The organism is Streptomyces sp. NPDC046870, from assembly GCF_040704595.1.
GTDB lineage: Bacteria > Actinomycetota > Actinomycetes > Streptomycetales > Streptomycetaceae > Streptomyces > Streptomyces argyrophylli.
The window spans coordinates 930,695-953,734 of the sequence record NZ_JBEYXM010000001.1 but is presented as its reverse complement, the minus strand read 5'-3'; the positions used below and the strand labels follow the sequence as shown (position 1 = coordinate 953,734).

The 23,040-nt window shown below is 73.1% G+C and carries 16 protein-coding genes and 1 other RNA gene; 10 read left to right on the top strand and 7 right to left on the bottom strand.

The genetic code is table 11. From position 1 onward, the window contains the following. Positions 1-125: 125 nt before the first annotated feature. From AB0946_RS04280 to AB0946_RS04260, 5 genes are all read right to left on the bottom strand, one after another. Entirely contained in the window at positions 126-2,333 is a 2,208-nt protein-coding gene (locus AB0946_RS04280) for a bifunctional glycosyltransferase family 2 protein/CDP-glycerol:glycerophosphate glycerophosphotransferase (protein WP_366759077.1), read from the bottom strand. 152 nt (positions 2,334-2,485) lie between these two features. After that, entirely contained in the window at positions 2,486-3,394 is a 909-nt protein-coding gene (locus AB0946_RS04275) for a carbohydrate ABC transporter permease (protein WP_366759076.1), read from the bottom strand. Further along, positions 3,391-4,671, bottom strand: coding sequence for a sugar ABC transporter permease (locus AB0946_RS04270; protein ID WP_366759143.1), 1,281 nt, complete (start codon positions 4,669-4,671; stop codon positions 3,391-3,393). The genes AB0946_RS04275 and AB0946_RS04270 overlap by 4 nt, the downstream gene beginning before the upstream one ends. Positions 4,672-4,741: 70 nt before the next feature. Then, complete coding sequence (locus tag AB0946_RS04265) at positions 4,742-6,121, bottom strand: ABC transporter substrate-binding protein (RefSeq protein ID WP_366759075.1); 1,380 nt, start codon at positions 6,119-6,121, stop codon at positions 4,742-4,744. Positions 6,122-6,349: 228 nt separating this feature from the next. Next, positions 6,350-9,970: an FHA domain-containing protein gene (locus AB0946_RS04260; RefSeq protein ID WP_366759074.1), complete on the bottom strand. Its 3,621-nt coding sequence runs from the start codon at positions 9,968-9,970 to the stop codon at positions 6,350-6,352. Positions 9,971-10,366: 396 nt separating this feature from the next. Here AB0946_RS04260 and AB0946_RS04255 point away from each other — a divergent pair, with 396 nt between their 5' ends. From AB0946_RS04255 to AB0946_RS04240, 4 genes are all read left to right on the top strand, one after another. Then, a complete protein-coding gene (locus tag AB0946_RS04255) occupies positions 10,367-12,079 on the top strand; it encodes a serine/threonine-protein kinase (RefSeq protein WP_366759073.1) in 1,713 nt (570 codons plus the stop codon). Between the two features lie 111 nt (positions 12,080-12,190). Further along, positions 12,191-13,417, top strand: a complete 1,227-nt coding sequence (locus tag AB0946_RS04250) for a serine/threonine-protein kinase (RefSeq protein WP_366759072.1) — start codon at positions 12,191-12,193, stop codon at positions 13,415-13,417. An 83-nt stretch (positions 13,418-13,500) separates the two neighbouring features. Next, positions 13,501-14,607: a peptide chain release factor 2 gene (prfB, locus tag AB0946_RS04245; RefSeq protein WP_366759071.1), complete on the top strand. Its 1,107-nt coding sequence runs from the start codon at positions 13,501-13,503 to the stop codon at positions 14,605-14,607. A gap of 296 nt (positions 14,608-14,903) precedes the next feature. After that, positions 14,904-15,851 carry a hypothetical protein gene (locus AB0946_RS04240; RefSeq protein WP_366759070.1) on the top strand — a complete coding sequence of 316 codons (948 nt, stop codon included), beginning with the start codon at positions 14,904-14,906 and terminating at the stop codon, positions 15,849-15,851. Between the two features lie 75 nt (positions 15,852-15,926). Here the strand turns inward: AB0946_RS04240 and AB0946_RS04235 are convergent, their stop codons facing one another. Then, entirely contained in the window at positions 15,927-16,127 is a 201-nt protein-coding gene (locus tag AB0946_RS04235) for a hypothetical protein (protein ID WP_366754452.1), read from the bottom strand. Between the two features lie 262 nt (positions 16,128-16,389). On the opposite strand from AB0946_RS04235, the gene ftsE reads away from it, so the two are divergent. The 5 genes from ftsE (at position 16,390) to ssrA (ending at position 20,395) form a co-directional block, all read left to right on the top strand. Further along, on the top strand, positions 16,390-17,079 hold the full coding sequence (gene ftsE, locus AB0946_RS04230; protein ID WP_030610589.1) for a cell division ATP-binding protein FtsE: 690 nt from the start codon (positions 16,390-16,392) through the stop codon (positions 17,077-17,079). A gap of 42 nt (positions 17,080-17,121) precedes the next feature. Then, a complete protein-coding gene (gene ftsX / locus AB0946_RS04225; RefSeq protein ID WP_171155745.1) occupies positions 17,122-18,039 on the top strand; it encodes a permease-like cell division protein FtsX in 918 nt (305 codons plus the stop codon). A gap of 68 nt (positions 18,040-18,107) precedes the next feature. After that, positions 18,108-19,295 (top strand): S41 family peptidase, encoded by a 1,188-nt coding sequence (locus AB0946_RS04220; RefSeq protein WP_366759069.1) that lies wholly within the window; start codon positions 18,108-18,110, stop codon positions 19,293-19,295. A gap of 68 nt (positions 19,296-19,363) precedes the next feature. Continuing rightward, positions 19,364-19,906: an SsrA-binding protein SmpB gene (smpB, locus tag AB0946_RS04215; RefSeq protein ID WP_366759142.1), complete on the top strand. Its 543-nt coding sequence runs from the start codon at positions 19,364-19,366 to the stop codon at positions 19,904-19,906. A gap of 119 nt (positions 19,907-20,025) precedes the next feature. Then, positions 20,026-20,395: a transfer-messenger RNA gene (gene ssrA, locus AB0946_RS04210) on the top strand. Positions 20,396-20,459: 64 nt separating this feature from the next. Here ssrA and AB0946_RS04205 read toward each other — a convergent pair. After that, positions 20,460-21,785 (bottom strand): MFS transporter, encoded by a 1,326-nt coding sequence (locus AB0946_RS04205; RefSeq protein WP_366759068.1) that lies wholly within the window; start codon positions 21,783-21,785, stop codon positions 20,460-20,462. An 83-nt stretch (positions 21,786-21,868) separates the two neighbouring features. Here AB0946_RS04205 and AB0946_RS04200 point away from each other — a divergent pair, with 83 nt between their 5' ends. Further along, on the top strand, positions 21,869-22,846 hold the full coding sequence (locus tag AB0946_RS04200; protein ID WP_366759067.1) for a LysR family transcriptional regulator: 978 nt from the start codon (positions 21,869-21,871) through the stop codon (positions 22,844-22,846). Positions 22,847-23,040: the final 194 nt, after the last annotated feature.

The following is a 23,040-nucleotide window of genomic DNA, read 5'->3' as shown; positions in this document are numbered from 1 at the left end:
TCTGTTCTTTCTGTCGTCGTGCGGACGCGGCCGGGCCGTCCCGCCGGACGCCACGTGGACGGCCGGCTCGGGGTGGGCCGCGTCGAGCCGAGGGGCATGGGAACTCCCGGTATGACCAACGCCGTTCAGCGGCTCTCGGTGACGGGGACGGGCTCGGAAGGTTGCGGCACGGTGGCCAGCGGGGAGCGCGCGCAGGACGACGGGGCCGGGGTGCGGTCCGCCAGGGGCACCACGGGCGGCTGCTCCGTCTCGCCCAGGACCACCCGCCGCGCCACCCGCTCGGCGGCGTGCCCGTCGTCCCACGGGCAGAACCGCTCCCGGAACGCCGCCCGGAGCTGAGCCGAGCGCGAGCCGCGCCAGTGCCCGGAGGCGAAGATGTCGATCAGCTCGTCCTCGCTGCGCGCCACCGCGCCCGGCGGGAACCGGCGCAGGTCGAAGTAGGCGCCACGGCACGCCTCGTACGCCGCCCAGTCCTCGGCGTGCACCACGATCGGCCGGTCCAGGCCCGCGTAGTCGAACAGGACCGGCGCGTAGTCGGTGAGCAGCGCGTCCGAGGCGAGGCACAGCTCCGCCAGGTCCGGGTGGCCCGAGACGTCGATGACCCGGGTGCCCCCGGCGGGGGCGTGGGTGCGGGCCAGGACCACGAAGCGCGGGCCGAGGCGGCGCACGATCCGCTCCAGGTCGAGCAGGGGCTGCTGGGTGCGCCGGTGGTCGCGGTGCGCGGGCGCGTACAGGACGGCGACCGCGCCCTCCGGGACGCCCAGCGACGCCCGCAGCCGGGCCACGTCCGCCGCGGTCGCCCGCTGCAGGACGTCGTTGCGGGGCAGCCCGTACTCCAGCGTGGTGTAGCCGCCCGGCAGGACCCGCTCCCAGGTCAGGGTGGCGTGCCGGTTGCCGGACAGGACGTAGTCCCACTGGTCGACGTCCCGCAGCAGCTCCGCGAAGTCCAGGCCGCGGGCCGCCGCCGGGCGCTCCAGCAGGTCCAGGCCCGCGTGTCCGAGCGGGGTGCCCTCCAGGGCCCGCACGACGACCTGCCCGGGCCGCTTGCGCAGCCGCCGCTCGAAGCGGGCGTCGCTGACCAGGTAGCGGGAGCGGGCCAGCGCCGTCCAGTAGGCGGCGGTGCCGGGCGTCAGCCGGCGCGGGCCCGGCGGCACCGCGCGCCCGGGCGTGGCGACCCACGCCGTGCGCAGCCGGGGGGCGTGCGCCCGGAACGCCTCCTCCAGCGCGGCCGGGTCGCCGTATCCCTCCCGGGCGGCGAACACCGCGCGGTCGGACCGCAGCGGCAGCCGCAGCTGGACGCCGTAGTGCAGCCGCAGCGCGCCGGTGCGCAGGGCGCGGGCGAGCTTGAGCGCCACCCGCAGCACGCGCCGGTGGACGGCGGCGGCCAGCCGCAGCGCCCGGAACGTGCGGTGCAGCCCGAAGCGGACCAGGCCGTGCCGCAGCCGCAGGCGCGTTCCCGGCACGCGGTGGCGGCGGCAGTGGGCGCGGGCCCGGCGCAGGAACTCGCCGTGGCTGCCGCGCGGCAACCGGTCCCGCCTGGTGAACACCACGGTGAGGTGGTCGACCATCCGGCGGAACAACTCCGGTCGCCAGCGTGCCAGTTCGGGCCGCTCCGCGACGTACGCGAACACCCGGTCGTACTGCTCGAACAGGTCGAAGTGACTGCGGCTGGTGGTGCGGAGGATGCTGCCCCGCCGGCGCTGCCGGTAGTGCACGCACACCCGGTCCAGGGTGGCGAGCGACTCGGCCGTCAGCAGCACCGGGAAGGTCCAGGGGGTGTCCTCGTAGTAGCCCGGCGGGAACGTGAAGCCGTGCCGGGCGACGAACTCCCGCCGGTACGCCTTGTTCCAGGCCACCATCAGCACCCGCAGCAGCCCCGGCCGGTCCTCCAGCCGGAACGGCGCCGGGCCCTGCTCGGTGAGCTCGGCGGCGAGCTGGTTGCGCACCCGGGTGCCGTCCCAGTAGGTGCGCGCGTAGTCGAAGACCAGGACGTCCGGGTCGCCGGTCTCCTTCAGCCGGTCGGCCACCGCCCGCAGCGCGTCCGGGGTGAGCGTGTCGTCGCCGTCCAGGAAGACCAGGTAGTCGCCGGTGGCCTCGGCGAGCCCCGCGTTCCGGGCCCGGCCCAGCCCCTGGTTGACGGCCAGGTGGACGGGCTTCACGCGCGCGTCCCGGGCCGCGTACTCGTCGATGATCGCGCCGCAGGCGTCCGGTGAGCGGTCGTCCACGGCGATCAGTTCCAGATCGGGGAACGACTGCGAGAGCACCGAGTCCAGGCACTCGGGGAGGTACGCCTGGACCTTGTACGCGGGGACGATGACACTGAACCTGGGCACTGGACATCCATGGGTCGGTCGGCGCGGGCGTTCTGCCCGGGAACGGCCGATGGAGTGACTTGGTTACGGCCCCTTGCGGCATTCGGGCTACCACGGGGGAACGCGAAGGGGCGGGCCGCCGTCGGCCCGCCCCGCGCGATGTCCCTCCCCGGCTACTTGACCGCGCCCGCCATCACCCCGGACACGAACTGCCGCTGGAACGCGAAGAACACGGCCAGCGGGATCACCATCGAGATGAAGGCGCCGGGCGCCAGCACGTCGATGTTGTTGCCGAACTGCCGTACCTGTGTCTGCAACGCCACCGTGATCGGCTGGGTGCCCGACTTGGTGAACACCAGCGCCACCAGCATGTCGTTCCACACCCACAGGAACTGGAAGATGCCGAGGCTCGCGATGGCCGGCCCGCCGAGCGGCATCACCACCCGCGCGAACAGCCGGAGTTCACCGGCGCCGTCCAGCCGGGCCGCCTCCAGCAGCTCGCGCGGGATCTCCGCGAAGAAGTTCCGCAGCAGGAACACCGCGAACGGCAGGCCGAAGCCGGTGTGGAACATGATCACCCCGAGGATCGTCCCGAACAGGCCGATCTTGCCGAACAGTTCGGCGATCGGGATGAGCGCCACCTGCACGGGCACCACCAGCAGGCTCACCACGCCCAGGAACCACCAGTCCCGGCCCGGGAACTCCATCCACGCGAACGCGTACCCGGCCAGCGCCCCGATCACCACGACCAGGACGGTCGCCGGAACCGTGATCAGCACCGTGTTCACCAGGGAGTTGGTGATGTCGGAGTTCTCCAGCAGTTTCTGGTAGCTGTCCACGGTGAGCTGGGACGGCTCGGTGAACACCGTCCACCAGCCGCCGGCGCTCATGTCCTGCGGGGTGCGCAGCGAGGAGACGAGCAGGCCGATGGTCGGCACCAGCCAGAACAGGCCCACGAGGACGAGGACCACGCGGACCGCTCCGCCGCCCAGCCGCTCCGTGATCCGGGAGGCGACCGACTGCCTGGCCTTGGCCGTCCTGACCGGATCGGCCTTCCCGATGCTTCCGGCGGTCGCCGTCATCGCCGCACCTCCCGCCTGAGCCGACGAACGTTGAACAGCATCACCGGGATCACCAGCAGCAGCAGGAACACCGAGATCGCGCTCGCGACGCCCGGCTGGCCCTCCGCGAAGCCCTTGCGGTACAGCTCCAGCGCCAGCACGTTCGCGTCGTCCTGGGAGGAGCCCGGCGCGATGATGAACACCAGGTCGAACACCTTCAGCACGTTGATCATCAGTGTGACGACGACGACCGCCAGCACCGGTGCCAGCAACGGCACGGTGACCTTGCGGAACACCTGCCACTCGGTGGCGCCGTCCACCCGTGCCGCCTCCAGCAGTTCCCGGGGCACGCCCGCGAGCCCGGCCGCGATCAGCACCATCGCGAACCCCGCCCACATCCACACGTACGACCCGATGATCGCCGGGGTGACCAGCGCCGGGCCGAGCCATTCGACCCCGTTGTACGGCTCCTTGAAGTTGCTCGCGGGCAGCCGGAGCCGGGCCCCGTCGGCCGCCGCGGGCAGGGAGAAGGTGCCGTCGCCGGACGCCTTCGTCGAGGCGACCACCCGGCCGTCCTTCACCGCCTCGATCCGCATCCCGGCGTAGCCCACCTCGGACGGATCGGGCGCGCCGAGCTTCCCGACGCCCTTGCCGCGGGTGAAGTCCTGCCAGGTGGTGCCGGTGACCTTCCCCGGCTCGGGCCGCGCGGCCGCGGCCTTCTTCGCGCCGTCGGGCAACTGGTCCGGGGCGACGCCGACGAGCGGCAGGACGACCGGCTGCCCGGTGTGCACGGCGGCCTTGGTGACGAAGCCCCCGCCCTGGGCCACGAGCGGCGACTCGCGGCCGGGGTGCGCCTTCGGGAACGCCGACGACTGCGCGAACGTGTCGTGCACGCCGACCCACACCGCGTTCGCGACGCCCTTGTCCGGGTCCTGGTCGTACACCAGCCGGAAGATGATCCCGGCGGCCAGCATCGAGATCGCCATCGGCATGAAGACGACCAGCTTGAACGCCGTTCCCCAGCGCACCCGTTCGGTCAGCACCGCGAAGACCAGGCCGAGCGCGGTGGAGACCGTGGGCGCGAACACCACCCACAGGACGTTGTTCTTCAGCGCGGTACGGATGCCGTCGTCGGTGAAGAGGGTCTTGTAGTTGTCGAAGCCGGCGAAGCCGTCGCCGGAGGCGTTGTAGAAACTGCGGACGAGCGAGTACCCGATCGGGTAGACCACGAGCGCGCCCAGCAGCACCAGCGCGGGCAGCAGGAACAGCACCGCCACGGCCCTGCGGGTGCCGGTCACGCTCTTGCGACTGCGGGGCGCGGCGGGGCCCGGTGGGGCCCCGGCCGCCGCTGCCGACGCCATGACCGGATCAGCCCCCGTTCCCGTACGCCGCCGCCGCGTCCTTCTCCAGCTTGGCCTGGGCGCCGGCCACGTCCTTCGGGTTCTTCAGGAAGTCCTGGAGGTCCTTCCACTCGCCCTTGCCGGGCGTCCCGCCGAAGGCCTGCGGGGCCTGGTCGGACATGTCGAAGCGGAAGTCGTCACCGGACGCGATCAGCGCCTTGGCGATCTTCTGCTGCACGGCGTTCGGGTACGCCGAGATCGGCACGTTCTTGTTCGGCGAGAGGTAGCCGCCCAGCCTGGCCTGGATCGTGGCCGCGTCCGGGGAGGCGAGGAAGGTGGCGAGGGCCTGCGCCGCCTTGGAGTCCTTCAGGATCACCGCCGCGTCACCGCCGGAGACCACCGGCGCGCCCGCGCCGACCGCGGGGAACGGGAACACCTTCGCGTCCGTGCCCACCTTCGCCTTGGTCTCACCGATGTTCACCTGCACGAAGTCGCCCTCGTAGACCATCGCGGACTTCGGCTGGTCGCCGCCGGTGAAGGTCTGGGTGACCGACTGCGGGAACTCCGTCTGCAGCGCGCCGGTCTGGCCACCGGCCAGGTAGTCCTTCCTGCCCCAGATCTGGGCGAGGGTGGTCAGCGCCTGCTTCACCGACGGATCGGTCCACTTGATCTTGTGCTGGGCGAGCTGGTCGTACTTCTGCGGCCCCGCCTGCGACAGGTACACGTTCTCGAACCAGTCGGTCAGCGGCCAGCCGTCCGCGCCGGCCACCGAGAACGGGGTGACACCCGAGTCGTACACCGCCTGCGAGGCGGTCAGCAGGTCCTTCCAGGTCTTCGGCTCCTGGGCGCCCGCGTTCTCGAAGACCTTGGCGTTGTACCAGATCAGCGACTTGTTGGCGGCCTTGTAGTAGACGCCGTACTGCTTGCCGCCGACCGTGCCGATGTCCTGCCAGCCCTGCGAGTAGTTCTTCGCCAGTTCCCGCTGGGCCTCGGCCCCGAGCGGCTTGGCCCAGCCCTTCTCGACGGCCTGCCTGATCGCGCCGGGCTGCGGCAGCAGCGCCACGTCCGGCGGCTGGCCGCCCGCGATCTTCGAGCCGAGGAAGTTGATGATCGGGTCCTGCGCGGGCACGAAGGTGACCTTGGCGCCGGTCCGCTTCTCGAACTCGGCGAGGACCTTCTTGAAGTTGGCCTGCTCCCCGCCGGTCCAGACGGCGGCCACCTCCAGGTGGGCGCCGTTCAGCTTCGGCAGTGTGACGGTGGAGCCGGCGGCCCCGCTGCTCTTGTCCCCGTTGTCCTTCTTGTCGTCGTCACTGCCGGAGCAGGCGGAGAGCGCCAGCGCTCCCGTCAGCAGTGCGGCGACTGTGGTGACGGCCCTGTGTGACCGGAACGTGCTGCTCTTGCTGCGCATCACTTCCCCGTTCGTCGTTCTCCGTTGAACGTTGTTGAACGTCAGAACTCTGTCCCGTGCGGTCCGGTGTACGCCGGGCCGCGACGGGTGGGCAAGAGCGCCTGCGGTGTCCACCGGCTCATCGTGACCGGCTCGTGACCACGGGCGTATGCCCGCGGATCTCCGGCGACGGAGCCGGGCGGGCCGGCCGGGGAGGGGCCGGTTCCACCTGGAGGGTGACGGGTTCCGTCAGAGCAGGGAGGGCACCTCCGCCGCCGCGACCTCACGGGCCGCCCGCTCCACCGCGCTGGCCAGCAGCGCCAGGTCGGTCGGGCCGTTGCCCAGCTCCCGCACGGGCCGGCGGGCCGGCGGGTCGCCCATGCGCTCCCAGTCCAGCGGGACGACCGTGGGCCGCTGCGTCGCGGTCCGCGGGATACGGCCCGTCACCCGGCCGCCCTGGAAACCGGTGGCCCGCCCGTCCGCGTACACCAGCGTGCCCCGGCCCGGCGCCGGCTGGTCCGGCCCCGGCTGCGGCGCGTCCAGCGTGACGCGCAGCGCGGCCCGGCGCGCCGGCTCGGACTCCGCCGTACGGCCGCCGGTCCCGGCCGCCGCCACCAGCTGGACGCCGAGCCGCTCGCCCTCCCGGGCCACCGCCTCCAGCGCCCGTATCACCGATCCGGCGGCGGGCCGCCCCGGCGAGCCGAGCGCCGGGGAGACCAGTGCGTCCAGGTCGTCGACGACCACCACCAGCCGGGGCAGCGGCGCCACGGCCGCGGCCCGCTGCCGGGCGGCGGCACCCGGCCGCAGCCGCAGCGTGGAGCTGGGGGGCGTCTCGATGTCACCGGAGGAGTGCGCGGCACCGGGGTGGGGCGTGCGCTGGGCGACCAGCCGGCCGGAGACCTCCTGCCCGGCGTGCCACTGGGCGAAGTCGGTCCGGCCCAGCAGCTCCGCCCGGCGCTTCAGCTCGGCGGCCAGCGACTGCGCGAACTCCCGCATGCGGACCGGGTCGTTGGCGATGAGGTGCGTGGTCACATGCGGTATGTCGGTGCACACGCGCAGGCCCTCACCGCGGCCGGCGCCCGTGCCGACCCCGTCCCGGCCGTCGAGCAGGACCATGGCCAGCCGGTCCGGCCGCTCGGCCGAGGCCAGCGAGGCGACCACGGCCCGCAGCAGTTCGGTACGGCCGCTGCCGGCCGGCCCCTCGATCAGCAGATGCGGTCCGTCGGCCACCAGGTCGACGGTGACCGGTCCGCGCGGACCGGCACCCAGCACCGCGCGGGCCCGCCCGCCCAGCGACCGGGTGTCGTCGGCCGCGTCGGCCCAGCGGGCCATCAGCGACGCCGGGGTGGCCCGGGCCAGCCCCAGCTCGTCCAGCAGCCGGGCCGACTGGGGCAGCGGCGTGGCCACGCGCGCGTGGTGCTCGCCGGCGGGGCCGTCCGGGCGCAGCGGTGCGAGTGCCCGCGCGAACCGCTCGGCCCAGGCGGCGGAGACGGCGTCGACGGTGGCGGGCGAACCGGGGCCGACCGGACCGCCCGGCGCGACCCGCGTCAGCCGCAGCGTGGCGGCGACGTCCCCGCCGAGCAGCGCCACGGCACCGCAGTGCCGGAACGTCGGCGTCACCGCGCAGGCGGCCTCGTACGTCTCCGCCACCGGGGAGGCGGGCGACGCGGTCGGGGTCTCGGCGAGACACAGCACGTGGATCCCGGCGCGGGGGCCGGCCACGGCCAGCCGCGCGAGCGCGTCCCGCAGCGCGGCCCCGCCGGGGTCCCCGTCCACGACGACCACGGTGAACGGTCCGCCGAAGCCGCCGCCGGCACCGGGGGCTTCCCGGGCCCAGGAGGGGCGGCGGGCGGGCAGCTCGGTGTCGGCGGGGAAAACGGCCGGGGTGCCGGGGCCGGCGGCGCGCACCGCGTGTCCCGGGCCACCGTAGGTCCCGTAAGCCCCATAGGTCCCCTGGGGTCCGTCGTAGCTCCCGTGGGAGGGGCCCGGTCCATGGTGGGTGTCGGTGTCGTCGCCGACGGGGCCCGGGGCGCCGGGGGACGCGGCGGGCGCCGGCGCGTGGGGGCCCGGCGCCCCCGCCGGGACGGCCGCGTCGCGCGCGGGGCGGGCCGTCGTGCGGCCCGTCGCCGCGTGGTCCTCCACCCGGCGCAGCAGTTCCTGTGTGCGGGCCGCCGCCTGTTCACGGTCGTAGGCCAGCAGCAGCCGGCAGTCCTGGCCGTGGCCCGGACGGACGTGCGGGAGCCAGCCCAGCCACGCCCACTCGGCCGTACGGTCCGCCACCGGCCGTGCGTGGTCCGCGCTGATCAGCACGATCTCCAGCAGGTCCGGGGAGTGCAGCGCGGCGAGCTGGGCCAGCACCGCGCGGGCCAGCCCGGACAGCCTCGGGCGCGGACCGGCCAGGCCCAGCGCGCCCGCCTCCCGCAGCGCGGCCGTCACCGGCACCGCCGGCAGCAGGACCGAGCCGTCCGGCGTGCTCCGGTCGGCCGTGCCGAGCCGTACGGTCAGCGCCTCGGGGTGTCCCGGCCCGCGCTCCCACAGGCGGGGCCCGGGGCCGAGCGCGGTCAGCAGCAGCGCGGCCGGGTCCGGCCAGGTCTCCGGCTGCCGAGGGGCGTCGTCCGGCGGGACGCCGTCGGCGGGGGCGGTCGTACCGCCGTACGCCTGCGGGCCGGGCGGCTGCTCCCCGCGCCCGCCGGCCAGCCGACGCGCCCAGGCGCCGAGCCCGCGCCGCCGGACACCCTGCGGGAGGTCGGTGCCCCCGGGCGGGGTCCCCTCGCGCCCGCGCGCCCGCGCGTCCTCGTCGCCGGTACCGGCGATCCCGGACCTGCCCGCGTGCGTGTCCGCACCGGACGCCGGGCGGAACGCACCGGCCGAGCCGCCGCCGGGACTCTCCACGCGCGGCGCGCCCGCCTGCCCCGGCACGACGGGCGACTGTCCGCGCCGGTGCTCCCGGGCCCCGGTGTCCCAGCCGGAGCCGTGGGGGTCGTAGGCGTGCCGGGCACCGCCGGAGGAGGCCCACGCGCCGGGGCGCCCGCCGGCGGAAGGCGCCACGCCGTGCGGATGCCCCGCGCCACCGGCGGACCCTCCGGCCCCGCCGTCGGCCTCACCGGCACCGCTCCCGCCGGAGGAGGGCGTCCGCGCGGGCGGCACGGCGGAACCGGCCCCCGGCGGAGCCGCGTCCGCCGGACCCCGCTCCTCGCCCACGGCGACCCGTACGCACCCCTCGCCGTCGGCCACCGTCGGCACCCGCATCCCGGGTCCCCCGGACGGAGTCACCCGCAGGGCGGACTCTCCGATCCGCAGCAAGCCCCCGGCGGGCACCCGTACCGGCCGCTCCGTCACCCGTACGCCGTCGAGGGACGTGCCGTTGGTGGAGCCGAGGTCGGCGACCGAGACCCGGCCGTCCGCGCCGACGGTGACCACGCAGTGCAGACGGGAGACGTCGGGGTCGTCCAGCGGGACGTCGGCGTCGGCGGAGCGGCCGACCGTGATCCGGCCGCCGTGCAGCAGATGGACCCCGCCCGCGTCGGGGCCGGCGACCACGTGCAGCCGGGTCGGGGCGTCGTCCAGTTCGGGATGCGGCTCGGGGGCCGCCGGGGCGCCCAGGGACAGCACGGCGCCGTCGACCAGCGGAGGCTCGCCGAGCGTGCTGCGGCGCGGGTCGAGCCGCTCGGTGCCCGCGTACAGCACCACGGAACCGCCGCCGGCCTCCCGCCCCGTGCCGCCCTCCGCGGTGACGGCCCCCGCCAGCGCCGACGCGACCGCGGCCAGTTCCGTGCCCGCGGGAGCCGTGACCAGCACGTCGCGGCTCGCGGCGCGGCCCCGCTGCGGGGACGGGCCGAGCGGGTCTACGACGGTCAGCCGGATCTGCATCGGCGTCAGCGGTCCCTTCTGCGCGGATCTGCGCGGGCGCGGACTTCCCCCCACCCCCGCACGAGCACGTCGGCCAGCAGCCACTGAAGGCATCCCAGGGAGCTGCTGCACGCATCCTCGCACCTGCCACCGACAACGCGCCCGTGACCCGGGCAGAAGTGATCTTGATTGGTCGGCTCTGCCCCCAAAAATGCCTGACCAAGACGTCACCGGCGATCAGTTGAGATCGGTCACGTCCGTCCCCGGCAACCAGCGGACCGGGCCGCGCGTCTTCCCGTCGAGCCCGCGAACGTGCTCGGGAACGCGTACGTGGTGCCGTGGAGCACGGCCTACAGTGGGTCGGAACACCGGAACGCAGGCAAGCGAAGCAACAGCGACCAGCAGGGAGCGCGAGACGTGCGGCCAGTCGGCAGCAAATACCTGCTTGAGGAACCGCTCGGACGCGGCGCCACAGGCACCGTCTGGCGTGCCCGCCAGCGTGAGACCGCGGGCGCGGAGGCGGCCGTGCCCGGACAGCCCGGGGAGACCGTCGCGATCAAGGTCCTCAAGGAGGAGCTGGCGAGCGACCCGGACATCGTGATGCGCTTCCTGCGCGAGCGCTCCGTACTGCTCCGGCTCACCCACCCGAACATCGTCCGGGTACGCGACCTGGTCGTCGAGGGCGATCTGCTGGCGCTGGTCATGGACCTCGTCGACGGCCCCGACCTGCACCGCTACCTGCGCGAGAACGGTCCCTTCACCCCGGTCGCCGCGGCCCTGCTGACCGCCCAGATCGCCGACGCCCTCGCCGCGAGCCACGCCGACGGCGTCGTCCACCGCGACCTGAAGCCCGCCAACGTGCTGCTCATGCAGCACGGCGGCCAGATGCACCCGATGCTGACCGACTTCGGCATCGCCCGCCTCGCCGACTCCCCGGGCCTGACCCGCACCCACGAGTTCGTCGGCACGCCCGCGTACGTGGCGCCGGAGTCCGCGGAAGGCCGCCCGCAGACCTCCGCCGTCGACGTCTACGGCGCCGGCATCCTGCTGTACGAGCTGGTCACCGGCCGTCCGCCGTTCTCCGGCGGCTCCGCCCTCGAGGTCCTGCACCAGCACCTGAGCGCCGAACCGCGCCGCCCCTCCACCGTCCCCGAGCCGCTGTGGACGGTCATAGAGCGCTGCCTGCGCAAGAACCCGGAGGAGCGGCCGAGCGCGGAGAACCTCGCGCGCGGGCTGCGGGTCGTCGCCGAGGGCGTCGGGGTGCACGCGAACGCCGCGCAGATCGCCGCCGCCGAGGGCGTCGGCGCGCTGCTCGCCCCCGACCCGGCGCCCGCCGCGGTCCCGGGCGTGCCCGGTGCCGCCGACCCCACCCAGGTCCTGCCGACGAACGCGCAGCAGGGCGCGTACGACCCGAACGCCGCCACCAGCGTGCTGCCGCACACCGGCGGCCCGGCCGGCGCCGCCGACCCCACCGCCGTACTCCCGAACACGGGCGCGGCGGACCCGACGGCGGTCCTGCCGCCCGTTCCGCAGGGGCAGTACGGCCAGCAGGGGCAGCAGGGCCAGCAGGGCCAGGGCGAGCAGCCGCATCCCTGGCAGACCCAGCTGAGGGCCGCCCGCGACCGCAACGAGCAGACCCAGATCCAGTACCTGGCCCCGGACGAGGACCCGCTGCGCCGCCGCCCCCAGCGGCAGGTCGCCCGCCCCCAGCAGCAGCCGCGCCCGGCACCGCAGGCCCGTCCGCAGCAGCCGCAGCCGCGCGGCCGGCAGCAGGGCGCCGGGTACGGCTATCCGCAGCAGCAGCCCCAGCAGTACGCCCCGCCCCAGGAGCCCCGCCGGCCCCAGCGGTACGCGCCTCCCGCCCCGCCGGCGCCGCAGCGGCCCGCGCGGGAGCCCCGGGAACCCCGGCAGCGCAGCGCCAACCGGATGAAGATCCCCGGGCTGGGCTGCCTGAAGGGCTGTCTGTTCACGATCGTCATCCTGATCGTGGCGAGCTGGCTGATCTGGGAGCTGACCCCGCTGCAGGACTGGATCGGCACCGGCAAGGGCTACTGGGACCAGATGTCCGACTGGATCGGCAAGGCCGGTGGCTGGATCAAGGACCTGGGCGGCTCCGGCAGCGGAAACTGACCGCTGGTTCGGAGATTTGTCGACATCTGCCGGGTGATTTCCGTCTCCGCGGTGAAGGTTGGCTCGTCGGACGCGTAGTTTTGGCGACAACACGCGTCTGTAGGAGCAGTCTTGGCACGGAAGATCGGCAGCCGGTACACCGCGAACCAGATCCTGGGGCGGGGAAGCGCCGGCACGGTGTGGCTGGGCGAGGGACCGGACGGCCCCGTCGCCATCAAGCTGCTGCGCGAGGACCTCGCCTCCGACCAGGAGCTCGTCGGGCGCTTCGTGCAGGAGCGCACCGCGCTGCTCGGTCTGGAGCACCCGCACATCGTCACCGTGCGCGACCTGGTGGTCGACGGCAACGACCTGGCCCTGGTCATGGACCTCGTGCGCGGCACCGACCTGCGCACCCGGCTGGAGCGGGAGCGGCGGCTCGCCCCCGAGGCGGCCGTGGCGATCGTCGCCGACGTCGCCGACGCGCTGGCGGCGGCCCACGCGGCCGGGGTCGTCCACCGGGACGTCAAGCCCGAGAACGTCCTGCTCGACATGCGGGGCCCCATCGGGCCGGGCGGCTCCCACCCCGCCCTGCTCACCGACTTCGGCGTCGCCAAGCTGATCGACTCGCCGAAACGGACCCGCGCCACCAAGATCATCGGCACGCCGGACTACCTGGCACCGGAGATCGTCGAGGGCCTGCCGCCCCGGGCCGCCGTGGACATCTACGCGCTCGCCACGGTCCTGTACGAGCTGCTGGCCGGCTTCACGCCCTTCGGGGGCGGCCACCCGGGCGCGGTCCTGCGGCGGCACGTCACCGAGACCGTCGTACCGCTGCCCGGCATCCCCGAGGAGCTGTGGCAGCTGCTGGTGCAGTGCCTGGCCAAGGCCCCGGCCTCCCGGCTGCGCGCCTCCGAGCTCGCGGCGCGGCTGCGCGAGCAGCTGCCCATGCTGGCCGGGATGCCGCCGCTCGACGTGGACGAGCCCGACCTCTCCGAGGACACCGCGGAGGAGTCCGTGCCGTCGGCCCCGCAGGGCGAGCCGGTACGGCGCCGGGGGGCGGTCTCCCTGGTCCCCGGGGCCAAGCCCGACTCCAACCGCGACACGCACACCTCGATGCGGGTGCCGGGGCCGGACGAGCTGGCGGGGGGCGCGCACGGGACCGCTCGGGTGCCCCGGCCCACCGGCGCGCCCCGGCCGGGCTCGGCCCGCCACCGGGCCGCGGTGCGCCGGCGCCGGGTGACTCTCGGCGTGGCCGGGGTGGTGGTGGCCGCCGTCGTGGCCGTCGGCGCCTGGCTCGCCTCCTCCGGCGGGGACGACGACCAGCCGGCCCCGGCCACCCACAGCACGTCGGCCCCCTGACCCGGGCCCCGCCCGCCTCCCGCCCGGCCCGGTCGGCCGGGAGGCGGGCGGGGTCGCTTGCCACAGCCGTTACGCTGGAAGGCGTGGCAGTCGTCGATGTATCCGAAGAGCTGAAGTCCCTCTCCTCGACCATGGAGTCGATCGAGGCCGTCCTGGACCTCGACAAGATGAGGGCAGATATCGCCGTGCTTGAGGAGCAGGCGGCGGCCCCGTCCCTGTGGGACAACCCGGACGAGGCGCAGAAGATCACCAGCAAGCTCTCCCACCTCCAGGCCGAGGTCAGGAAGGCCGAGGCGCTGCGCGGCCGGATCGACGACCTCGCGGTCCTCTTCGAGATGGCCGAGGAGGAGGACGACCCGGACACCCGCGCCGAGGCCGAGTCCGAGCTGACCTCGGTGAAGAAGGCGCTGGACGAGATGGAGGTCCGCACCCTCCTGTCCGGCGAGTACGACGCCCGTGAGGCGCTCGTCAACATCCGCGCCGAGGCCGGTGGCGTCGACGCCGCCGACTTCGCCGAGAAGCTCCAGCGCATGTACCTGCGCTGGGCCGAGCAGCACGGCTACAAGACGGAGCTGATCGAGACGTCGTACGCCGAAGAGGCCGGCATCAAGTCGACCACCTTCGCCGTGCACTCGCCGTACGCCTACGGCACCCTCTCCGTCGAGCAGGGCACGCACCGCCTGGTGCGCATCTCGCCCTTCGACAACCAGGGGCGCCGGCAGACCTCCTTCGCCGGTGTCGAGGTGCTGCCCGTGGTCGAGCAGTCCGACCATGTCGAGATCGACGAGTCCGAGCTGCGCATCGACGTCTACCGGTCCTCGGGCCCCGGCGGCCAGGGCGTCAACACCACCGACTCCGCGGTCCGCATCACGCACCTGCCCACCGGCATCGTGGTCTCCTGCCAGAACGAGCGGTCGCAGATCCAGAACAAGGCCACCGCGATGAACGTCCTCCAGGCCAAGCTGCTGGAGCGGCGCCGGCAGGAGGAGCAGGCCAAGATGGACGCCCTCAAGGGCGACGGCGGCAACTCCTGGGGCAACCAGATGCGTTCGTACGTGCTGCACCCGTACCAGATGGTCAAGGACCTGCGCACGGAGCACGAGGTGGGCAACCCGGAGGCCGTGTTCAACGGTGAGATCGACGGGTTCCTGGAGGCCGGGATTCGCTGGCGCAAGCAGCAGGAGAAGTAACTTTGTCGACATGACAACTGCCGCCCCGCAGGCGGCAGTTGCTCATTTTCCTGGGTTTTACGTCACACTCACAGGCTTCAACTCTCCGCAAAGGCCACCCCACCGGACATCGCGCCCGCAACGCCCTTGACGTTGCTGTGAAAACTCGGAAGGGTGAAGCGCGGCATGCGTACTCTTGGGGCGCATGTGAACCGGGGGATCGAGTTGACGCCACTTCGTCACCAGCTGCCTCCGTCGATCACGGCACGCCCCACGCGCCGCCTCATTGACGAACAGCTACTGGGGGTAGCAACCATATGACGAAGAAGACGCGGATCCGGGTCGCGCGGATAGCCGCCGGCGCCGTGATCGCGGCCGGTGCGTCGCTGACGGCCGCCGGCGCGGCTTCGGCCCTGGACCTCGGCGTCCAGGCCGGGCCGATCAGCCTCGGCGTGAGCGGTGTCGGCGCCGACGGCGGCAACACGGACGGTGGCACCGCCGACGGCGGCGCCACCATCGGCGTGACCGAGGGCACGACCCTGGGGACCGACGGCGGATCGGTCACCGGCTCGGCAGGTACCGACGGCTCGGCTGCCAGCGGCGGCGACGCCTCCATCGGCGGTGACGCTTCGATCGGCGGTGACGCTTCGATCGGCGGTGACGCCTCCATCGGCGGTGACGCTTCGATCGGTGGTGACGCTTCGATCGGTGGTGACGCTTCCATCGGCGGTGGCGACAGCACCTCCGGCGGCAACAACAGCGGCGGTGACGCCTCCACCGGCGGCGACAACGGCAACTCCGGTGGCAACGGCAACTCGGGTGGCAACGGCAACTCGGGTGGCAACGGCAACTCGGGTGGCAACGGCAACTCCGGCGGCAACGGCACCTCCGGCGGTGACAGCGGCACCAGCGGTGGCACCGGCACCAGCGGTGGCACCGGCACCTCCGGCGGTGACAGCGGCACCAGCGGTTCCACGGGCGGCGACTCCACCGACGGCGGTTCCGGCAGCACCGGCGGTTCCACCACCGGGGGCAACCACACCGGCCCCGACGGCGGCAACAACAACGTCCCGCAGGACGAGGGCTCCTCGGCGCTCACCGACACCGGCTCCGACACCTCGGCCCAGGGCGGCGACAAGCAGCTCGCCGAGACCGGTGCCGGCCAGACCGCGTTCCTGCTCGTCGGCGCCGCGACGATGATCGCCGGCGGCATCGGCTTCCGCGTCCTGCCGCGCCTGGTGAGCGGCCGCGGCGCCGCCGCCTGACCGTATCCACGAGGTCACGCACGGCACACGCGTAAGGGCCCGGAGCCTCGGCTCCGGGCCCTTGTGACGCTTCCGTCAGGCCGTCTGGTGCGCCAGCAGCGCCACCGCGGCGATCAGCACCGCCAGCAGTGCGATCAGCGCCATCGGGTTCAACCCGCCCAGGCCCTGGAAGAAGCCCTCCTGCTGCAGTCGCTCGCGGTTGGCACGGCACACCGGGCACCGGCCCTCGCTCACGGGCGCCGCGCAGTTCGCGCACACCAACCGGTCGTACGTCATGCGCTCGCCCTCCTTGCACCGGCCATCACATGCACAACGCTCACGGGGACGAGAACGTTCCCCCGCGTTCCCGTCGTCCTTCGTTTCCCTTCCACTGTGCCAGGTTCCCGCGGCGCGTGCGCGGGGCCTTGGGGAACGGGGCGCGGGAAGCGGCCGGTACAAAAACGTACAAGTCTTGCCCAACCTCAACCCGCGACTGCGCTCGCACGCCCGGTTCGCGTATGGTCACGCTCATCTACCCCCGGCGACCCGTGGTGCATCCGTGATCCGATTCGACAATGTCTCCAAGGTCTACCCCAAGCAGACCCGCCCCGCACTCAGGGATGTCTCCCTGGAGGTGGAGAAGGGCGAGTTCGTCTTCCTCGTGGGGTCCTCCGGCTCCGGAAAGTCCACCTTCCTGCGGCTCATCCTCCGCGAGGAGCGGTGCAGCCACGGCCAGGTGCACGTGCTGGGCAAGGACCTCGCGCGGCTGTCCAACTGGAAGGTGCCGCAGATGCGCCGCCAGCTGGGCACGGTCTTCCAGGACTTCCGGCTGCTGCCGAACAAGACGGTCGCGGAGAACGTGGCCTTCGCCCAGGAGGTCATCGGCAAGTCCCGCGGCGAGATCCGCAAGTCCGTGCCGCAGGTGCTCGATCTCGTCGGGCTCGGCGGCAAGGAGGACCGCAGGCCCGGCGAGCTGTCCGGTGGTGAGCAGCAGCGCGTCGCCATCGCGCGCGCGTTCGTCAACCGGCCGAAGCTGCTCATCGCCGACGAGCCCACCGGCAACCTCGACCCGCAGACCTCCGTCGGCATCATGAAGCTGCTCGACCGCATCAACCGGACGGGCACCACCGTCATCATGGCGACGCACGACCAGAACATCGTGGACCAGATGCGCAAGCGCGTCATCGAGCTGGAGAAGGGCCGCCTCGTCCGCGACCAGGCCCGCGGCGTCTACGGCTACCAGCACTGACCGCACCAGCACCCAGTTCCGGAAAGGCCTGAAGAACCCGCCATGCGCGCCCAGTTCGTCCTGTCGGAGATCGGTGTCGGTCTCCGCCGCAATCTGACGATGACCTTCGCCGTCATCGTCTCCGTCGCCCTGTCCCTGGCCCTGTTCGGCGGCTCGCTGCTGATGAGCGACCAGGTGAGCACCATGAAGGGCTACTGGTACGACAAGGTCAACGTCTCGATCTTCCTGTGCAACAAGCACGACGCGGAGAACGACGTCCACTGCGCCAAGGGCGCGGTCACCGAGGACCAGAAGAAGCAGATCCTCGCGGACCTGGACAAGATGCCGGTCGTCGAGAAGGTGACCTACGAGTCGCAGGACGAGGCGTACAAGCACTACAAGGAGCAGTTCGGCAACTCCCCGCTGGCCGGCTCGCTGACGCCGGACCAGATGCAGGAGTCGTACCGGATCAAGCTCAAGGACCCGCAGAAGTACCAGGTGATCGCGTCCGCGTTCAACGGGCGGGACGGCGTGCAGTCGGTGCAGGACCAGAAGGGCATCCTGGACAACCTCTTCCAGCTGCTGAACCTGATGAACCGGGGCGCGCTCGGCGTGATGGCGATGATGCTGATCGTCGCGCTCCTGCTGATCGTCAACACCGTGCGCGTCTCGGCGTTCAGCCGGCGGCGGGAGACCGGGATCATGCGCCTGGTCGGTGCCTCGGGCTTCTACATCCAGGCGCCGTTCATCGCCGAGGCCGCGGTCGCCGGACTCATCGGCGGCGGCCTCGCCTGCATCGCGCTCGTGGTCGGCCGGTACTTCACCATCGACCACGGCATGGAGCTGTCCCACAAGCTCACGCTCATCAACTTCGTCGGCTGGGACGCGGTGTTGACCAAGCTGCCGCTGATCCTCGCCACCAGTGTCCTGATGCCGTCGCTCGCCGCGTTCTTCGCGCTGCGCAAGTATCTGAAGGTGTGACGCATGCCAACGGGGTCGTACGGTCTTCCGGCCGTACGGCCCCTTCGCGTTGCCCTAGACTCGCCGCCATGTCAGGCCATGACCCGTTCTGTCAGCCCCGCCGCGTCCGCCGTGGGGCCACCCTGGCATTGGTCTTCGCCGGTGTGCTGATCGCCGGCGCCGCCACCGGTTCCTTCCCGGAATCCGACGTTCCAGCGCGGAAGTCCGCCGCCGGCCCGGCGGGTCCGGCCGCCCGGCACGAGGCCGTCGAGAGGGCCGCCGCGGAGGCGATGGCCGACGGCAAGTCCCCGGTGGAGGCGGCGGAAAGGGCCGTCAGCCGCAGCGGGGACCGCTGGGCCGCGGTCTACTCCGAGGGCGAGTACGAGCAGTTCCAGGACGCGCTCGACGGCCGGTACACCGGTGTCGGCCTGTGGGCGCGGCAGGAGGCGGACGGCGGGATCGAGGTGACCCGGGTGCAGTCCGGCTCGCCCGCCGCCGACGCCGGGATCCGGACGGGCGACCGGTTGCGCAGCATCGACGGCCGGAAGGTCGACGGGCGCCCGGTCACCGAGGTGGTCGCCCTGCTCCGCGGTGACGCCCTGCGCGGGGACGGCGATGACGCCCCGGCCGGTACGACGGTCACCATCGGCCTGGAGCGCGGCGCGCGCGCGTGGACCGAGACCCTGCACCGGGCCCGGCTGTCCACCGACTCCGTGACCGCGCGCCGGCTGCCCGACGGCGTCACCGTGCTCAAGGTCGCCGCGTTCACCAAGGGCTCCGCCGACGCGGTCCGCGAGGCGCTGCGCGCCGCCCCCGCCGACGGCCGGACCGTTCTGGACCTGCGGGGCAACTCCGGCGGCCTGGTCACCGAGGCCGTGGACACCGCCTCCGCCTTCCTGGACGGCGGCCTGGTCGCCACCTACGACGTCGACGGCGCCCAGCGCTCCCTGCACGCCGCCTCCGGCGGTGACACCACCCGCCCCCTGGTCGTCCTGGTCGACGGCGGCACCATGAGCGCGGCCGAGCTGCTCACCGGGGCCCTCCAGGACCGGGGCCGCGCGGTGGTGATCGGCTCCCGCACCTTCGGCAAGGGCTCGATCCAGATGCCGACCGAGCTGCCCGACGGCTCGGTGGCCGAGCTGACCGTCGGCCACTACCGCACCCCTTCCGGCCGCACGGTGGACGGCAGGGGCATCACCCCCGACCTGGAGGCGGGGCCCGAGCAGGCGCTGCCACGGGCCGAGACGGTCCTCACCGGGCTGGGCGACCCGTCGTAGCCACGCGTAATCGGCTGTACGCACACCCCCTGTGTGGTGCGAAAATGGTGGGCACTATGAGCAAGGGAATGTACGTACCGAAGGAGTCCCAGCCCAAGCAGGGCGGCGGGGCCGCGAAGGCCAGGGACGGCGAGAAGGGCGGCAAGCGCAAGATCGTCGCCCAGAACAAGAAGGCCCGGCACGACTACGCGATCATCGACACCTACGAGGCCGGGCTCGTGCTCATGGGCACGGAGGTCAAGTCGCTGCGCGAGGGGCGGACCTCGCTGACCGACGGCTTCGTCCAGATCGACCGGGGCGAGGCGTGGCTCTACAACGCCCACATCCCCGAGTACCACCAGGGCAGCTGGACCAACCACTCCGCGCGCCGCAAGCGCAAGCTGCTCCTGCACCGCGAGGAGATCGCCAAGCTGGAGTCGAAGGCCCAGGAGACGGGACACACGATCGTGCCCCTCGCCATCTACTTCAAGGACGGCCGGGCGAAGGCCGAGATCGCCCTCGCACGGGGCAAGAAGGAGTACGACAAGCGGCAGACGCTGCGGGAGCAGCAGGACCGGCGGGAGGCGGACCGGGCGATCGCGGCGGCGAAGCGCAGGCAGCGCGGCTCTTAGCCGGGCGACGGGCCGACGGGAATAGGCTGGCATCGTCGGGCGTTGGTCACGTACGATGGCAGCGCACTCCACAGAGGGTGCGCGAACCCTCCCGACGGAGGGGTTTGAAAAATCAACATGGGGATGATCGGTTTCGACAGCGGCTGTCGAAGCAGGGGAAGCGTGTCGAGGAAGCGGCAATGATCTCGTAAACCATATGTCGCAAAAAATAATCGCCAACACCAAGCGCGATTCCTTCGCCCTCGCTGCCTAAGTAGCGACTCGCGAAGTGTCAGCCCGGGGCTGTTCCCGACCCGGATCCTGGCATCAGCTAGGGAACTAAACCTCTAGACCCGGTCACGGGGTGTAGAGGGAAACCAAACAGTGACTGAGCCCGTCGGAGACTTGTCCGCGTGATCTCCGGGGCCGAGAAAATCGCAGCGGACTGCACACGGAGAAGCCCTGATTCCGCACCGTTGGACGCGGGTTCGATTCCCGCCATCTCCACGAGGCCCCTCCGGGGGTCGACCCCATGTGGGCACAGGCCCCGTCGCTCCTAGCGGCGGGGCCTTTGTCATGGGGTGGTGACCTGGTGGTGCGGGTCCGCTCCCGGCTGCGGCTGCGGGTGCGTCGTGGCTGGTCGTGCGGTTCCCCGCGCCCCTTCGGGGCTCTTGCGCGCCCGGCCGGCGCCAGTGAGCGCGGCCAGGACCAGGGCGAGGGCGGCGGCGGCCACCGGTGCGGCGTACGCGGCGGTGGGGGAGAGGTGTTCCGCCGCCCAGCCGCCCGTCGCCGAACCGCACGCGATGCCGGTGAGCAGGCCCGTCACCATCAGGCTCATCCCCTCGTTGAGCCGGTCGGCCGGGGTCCGCCGCTGCACCAGCGTCATCGCCGTGACCATCGTCGGCGCCGTCGCCATCCCCGCCACCAGCAGCGCACCCGCCAGCGCCGGCAGGGACCGGGTGGCGGCCGCGAGCCAGGGGAGGGTCATGAGCCCGGCCATGGCCGCCAGACACCAGGACAAGCGCGCCCGGGCCGGTTTCCGCGCCCCGTACACCAGCCCCGCCGCGCACGAGCCCGCCGCCTGGAGCGCGAGCACGGCACCGGCCGCCGCGCGGTGCCCCTGCGCGTCGGCGTAGGCGATCGTGACGACCTCCATGGAACCGAACACCGCGCCGGTCGCCGTGAAGCACGCCAGCAGGGGCGGGATGCCCGGGCTGCGCAGCGGCGAGGGCCCCTGCGAGCGGGGCGTCGGCGGCGGCTCGGTCGCCCGCTGGGCGAGGAACAGCAGCATGCCGGCGAGCAGCAGCACCGCCCCGGTGAGCGTGCCCGCCTCCGGGAAGAACGTGCCGGTCAGGAAGGACGCGAGCACCGGCCCGAGCATGAAGCACAGCTCGTCCGCCGCCTGCTCGAACGCGTTCGCCGTGTGTAGCGCGCCGGGCTCGTCCCGCAGCAGACGGGCCCAGCGGGCGCGGGACAGGCCGCCGATGTTGGGGGTGGCCGCCGTGCCGGCGTAGGCGGCGAACAGGGTCCAGTCCGGGGCGTCGCAGCGGACGCACAGCAGCAGCGCGAGGCTGCCCAGCACGGACACCACCGTGGCCGGCAGCGCGACCCGGGCCTGCCCGTGCCGGTCGACCAGCCGGGCGAGCCAGGGCCCGGCCAGCGCGGTCGCCGCGAGCCCCGTGGCGGTGACGGCACCGGCGAGGGCGTACGAACCACGGGAACCGGCGATCATCACCACCGCGCTCACGCTGAACATGCCCATCGGCAGGCGGGCCAGGAGGTTGCCGGTGGTGAAGGCACGGGCGCCGGGGAGACGGAACAGGCGGCGATATCCACCGACTCGGCCGCTCCCGCCGTCTGTCCGGCTTTCTCGGACGTCTTGGGCGGTCTCTTGGGACATGGCTCAACAGTCACCCGCGGCGGATCACCGGGTCCAACACCTTCCGCGCCCCGATCCACGCGCCCGCGTTGTAAATTCGCCGCATGTCCGCCCCCGCCGCCCACATAGACCCGCGCCTGCTGCGTTCCTTCGTCGCCGTCGCCGAGGAACTGCACTTCACGCGGGCGGCGGCCCGGCTGTACGTCGCCCAGCAGGCGCTCAGCCGGGACGTACGGCGGCTGGAACGGGAGCTGGGCGCCGAGCTGTTCGTACGGACCACCCGGCAGGTCACGCTGACCCCGGACGGCGAACGCCTGCTGCCGCACGCGCGCCGGGTCCTCGCGGCCCAGGACGACCTGCTGGCCGCGTTCGCCGCCGGCCAGGCCCGCCCGCTGCTGGTCGACCTCAACTCACCGGGCCTGGCCACCGGTCGCCGTGTCCTGCACCGGGCCCGCGAACTCGCCCCCGACTGCGAGCTGATGGCCCGCTACGAGAGCGGCCTCACCGGAGCCGCCGCCGAGTTGCTCGCCGGCCGCCTGGACGTCTCCTTCGGCCGGTTCGCCGGACTCGACCCGGCGCTCCGCTCCGGCCTGGAGCAGCAGCCGGTGCGGTACGAGCCGATGGCCGTCGTACTGCCCGACGACCACCCGCTGGCCGCGTCGGCGCGGGTGCCGCTGTCCGCGCTGGCCGGCGAGACGGTGTACGCCGGCGCCGGCAACCCGCGCACCCGGGAGTGGACCGACCTGGCCCTGCGTCTCTTCCAGGACCGCGCCATCCGGCTCGCCCCGCCGCTCCCACTGGCCGTCGGTGACGAGGAGTTCGGCCGCATCATGGCGAAGACCCGCAATCCGGTGCTGGCCGTCGTGGACTTCCCGCCCCTGCCCGGGACGGTGCGACGGCCCCTCGTCGACCCCGTCCCGCTGTCGCCGGTCTCCCTGGTCTGGCGGAAGGGGTTGGTACATCCCGGATTGACCGCGTTGCGGAAGGCGGTGGCCGAGATCGCTCGGGCGGAGGGGTGGTTGCGGCGGCCCGTCGGCGGATGGATTCCGGCCATGGACGAGGACGCCATGAACGGGGGCTGACCCGTGGGGGCGGGCATCGCTCCTACCCGGCCCGGCGCGTGGCACTCCTCCGGGTGCGTTACATTCTTGGCCCGGGCCCAGGGTGGTAGTGGGGCGCTCGGCCCGGGATGGGGTCTGGTCCGGTCGACGGGTGCCCGGGATCGTGAGCGCGCCCGTGACTGTCCCGTGGGGGGATGAACGCGCGTGAAATTGTG

Bases quoted from the DNA above. Each gene is read 5' to 3' on its own strand.
- AB0946_RS04220 (WP_366759069.1), top strand. From the start codon at position 18,108: ATGTCAGGCCATGACCCGTTCTGTCAGCCCCGCCGCGTCCGCCGTGGG.
- ftsX (WP_171155745.1), top strand. From the start codon at position 17,122: ATGCGCGCCCAGTTCGTCCTGTCGGAGATCGGTGTCGGTCTCCGCCGC.
- AB0946_RS04265 (WP_366759075.1), bottom strand. From the start codon at position 6,121: ATGCGCAGCAAGAGCAGCACGTTCCGGTCACACAGGGCCGTCACCACA.
- AB0946_RS04200 (WP_366759067.1), top strand. From the start codon at position 21,869: ATGTCCGCCCCCGCCGCCCACATAGACCCGCGCCTGCTGCGTTCCTTC.
- AB0946_RS04235 (WP_366754452.1), bottom strand. From the start codon at position 16,127: ATGACGTACGACCGGTTGGTGTGCGCGAACTGCGCGGCGCCCGTGAGC.
- AB0946_RS04240 (WP_366759070.1), top strand. From the start codon at position 14,904: ATGACGAAGAAGACGCGGATCCGGGTCGCGCGGATAGCCGCCGGCGCC.
- smpB (WP_366759142.1), top strand. From the start codon at position 19,364: ATGTACGTACCGAAGGAGTCCCAGCCCAAGCAGGGCGGCGGGGCCGCG.
- AB0946_RS04260 (WP_366759074.1), bottom strand. From the start codon at position 9,970: ATGCAGATCCGGCTGACCGTCGTAGACCCGCTCGGCCCGTCCCCGCAG.
- AB0946_RS04275 (WP_366759076.1), bottom strand. From the start codon at position 3,394: ATGACGGCGACCGCCGGAAGCATCGGGAAGGCCGATCCGGTCAGGACG.
- AB0946_RS04205 (WP_366759068.1), bottom strand. From the start codon at position 21,785: ATGTCCCAAGAGACCGCCCAAGACGTCCGAGAAAGCCGGACAGACGGC.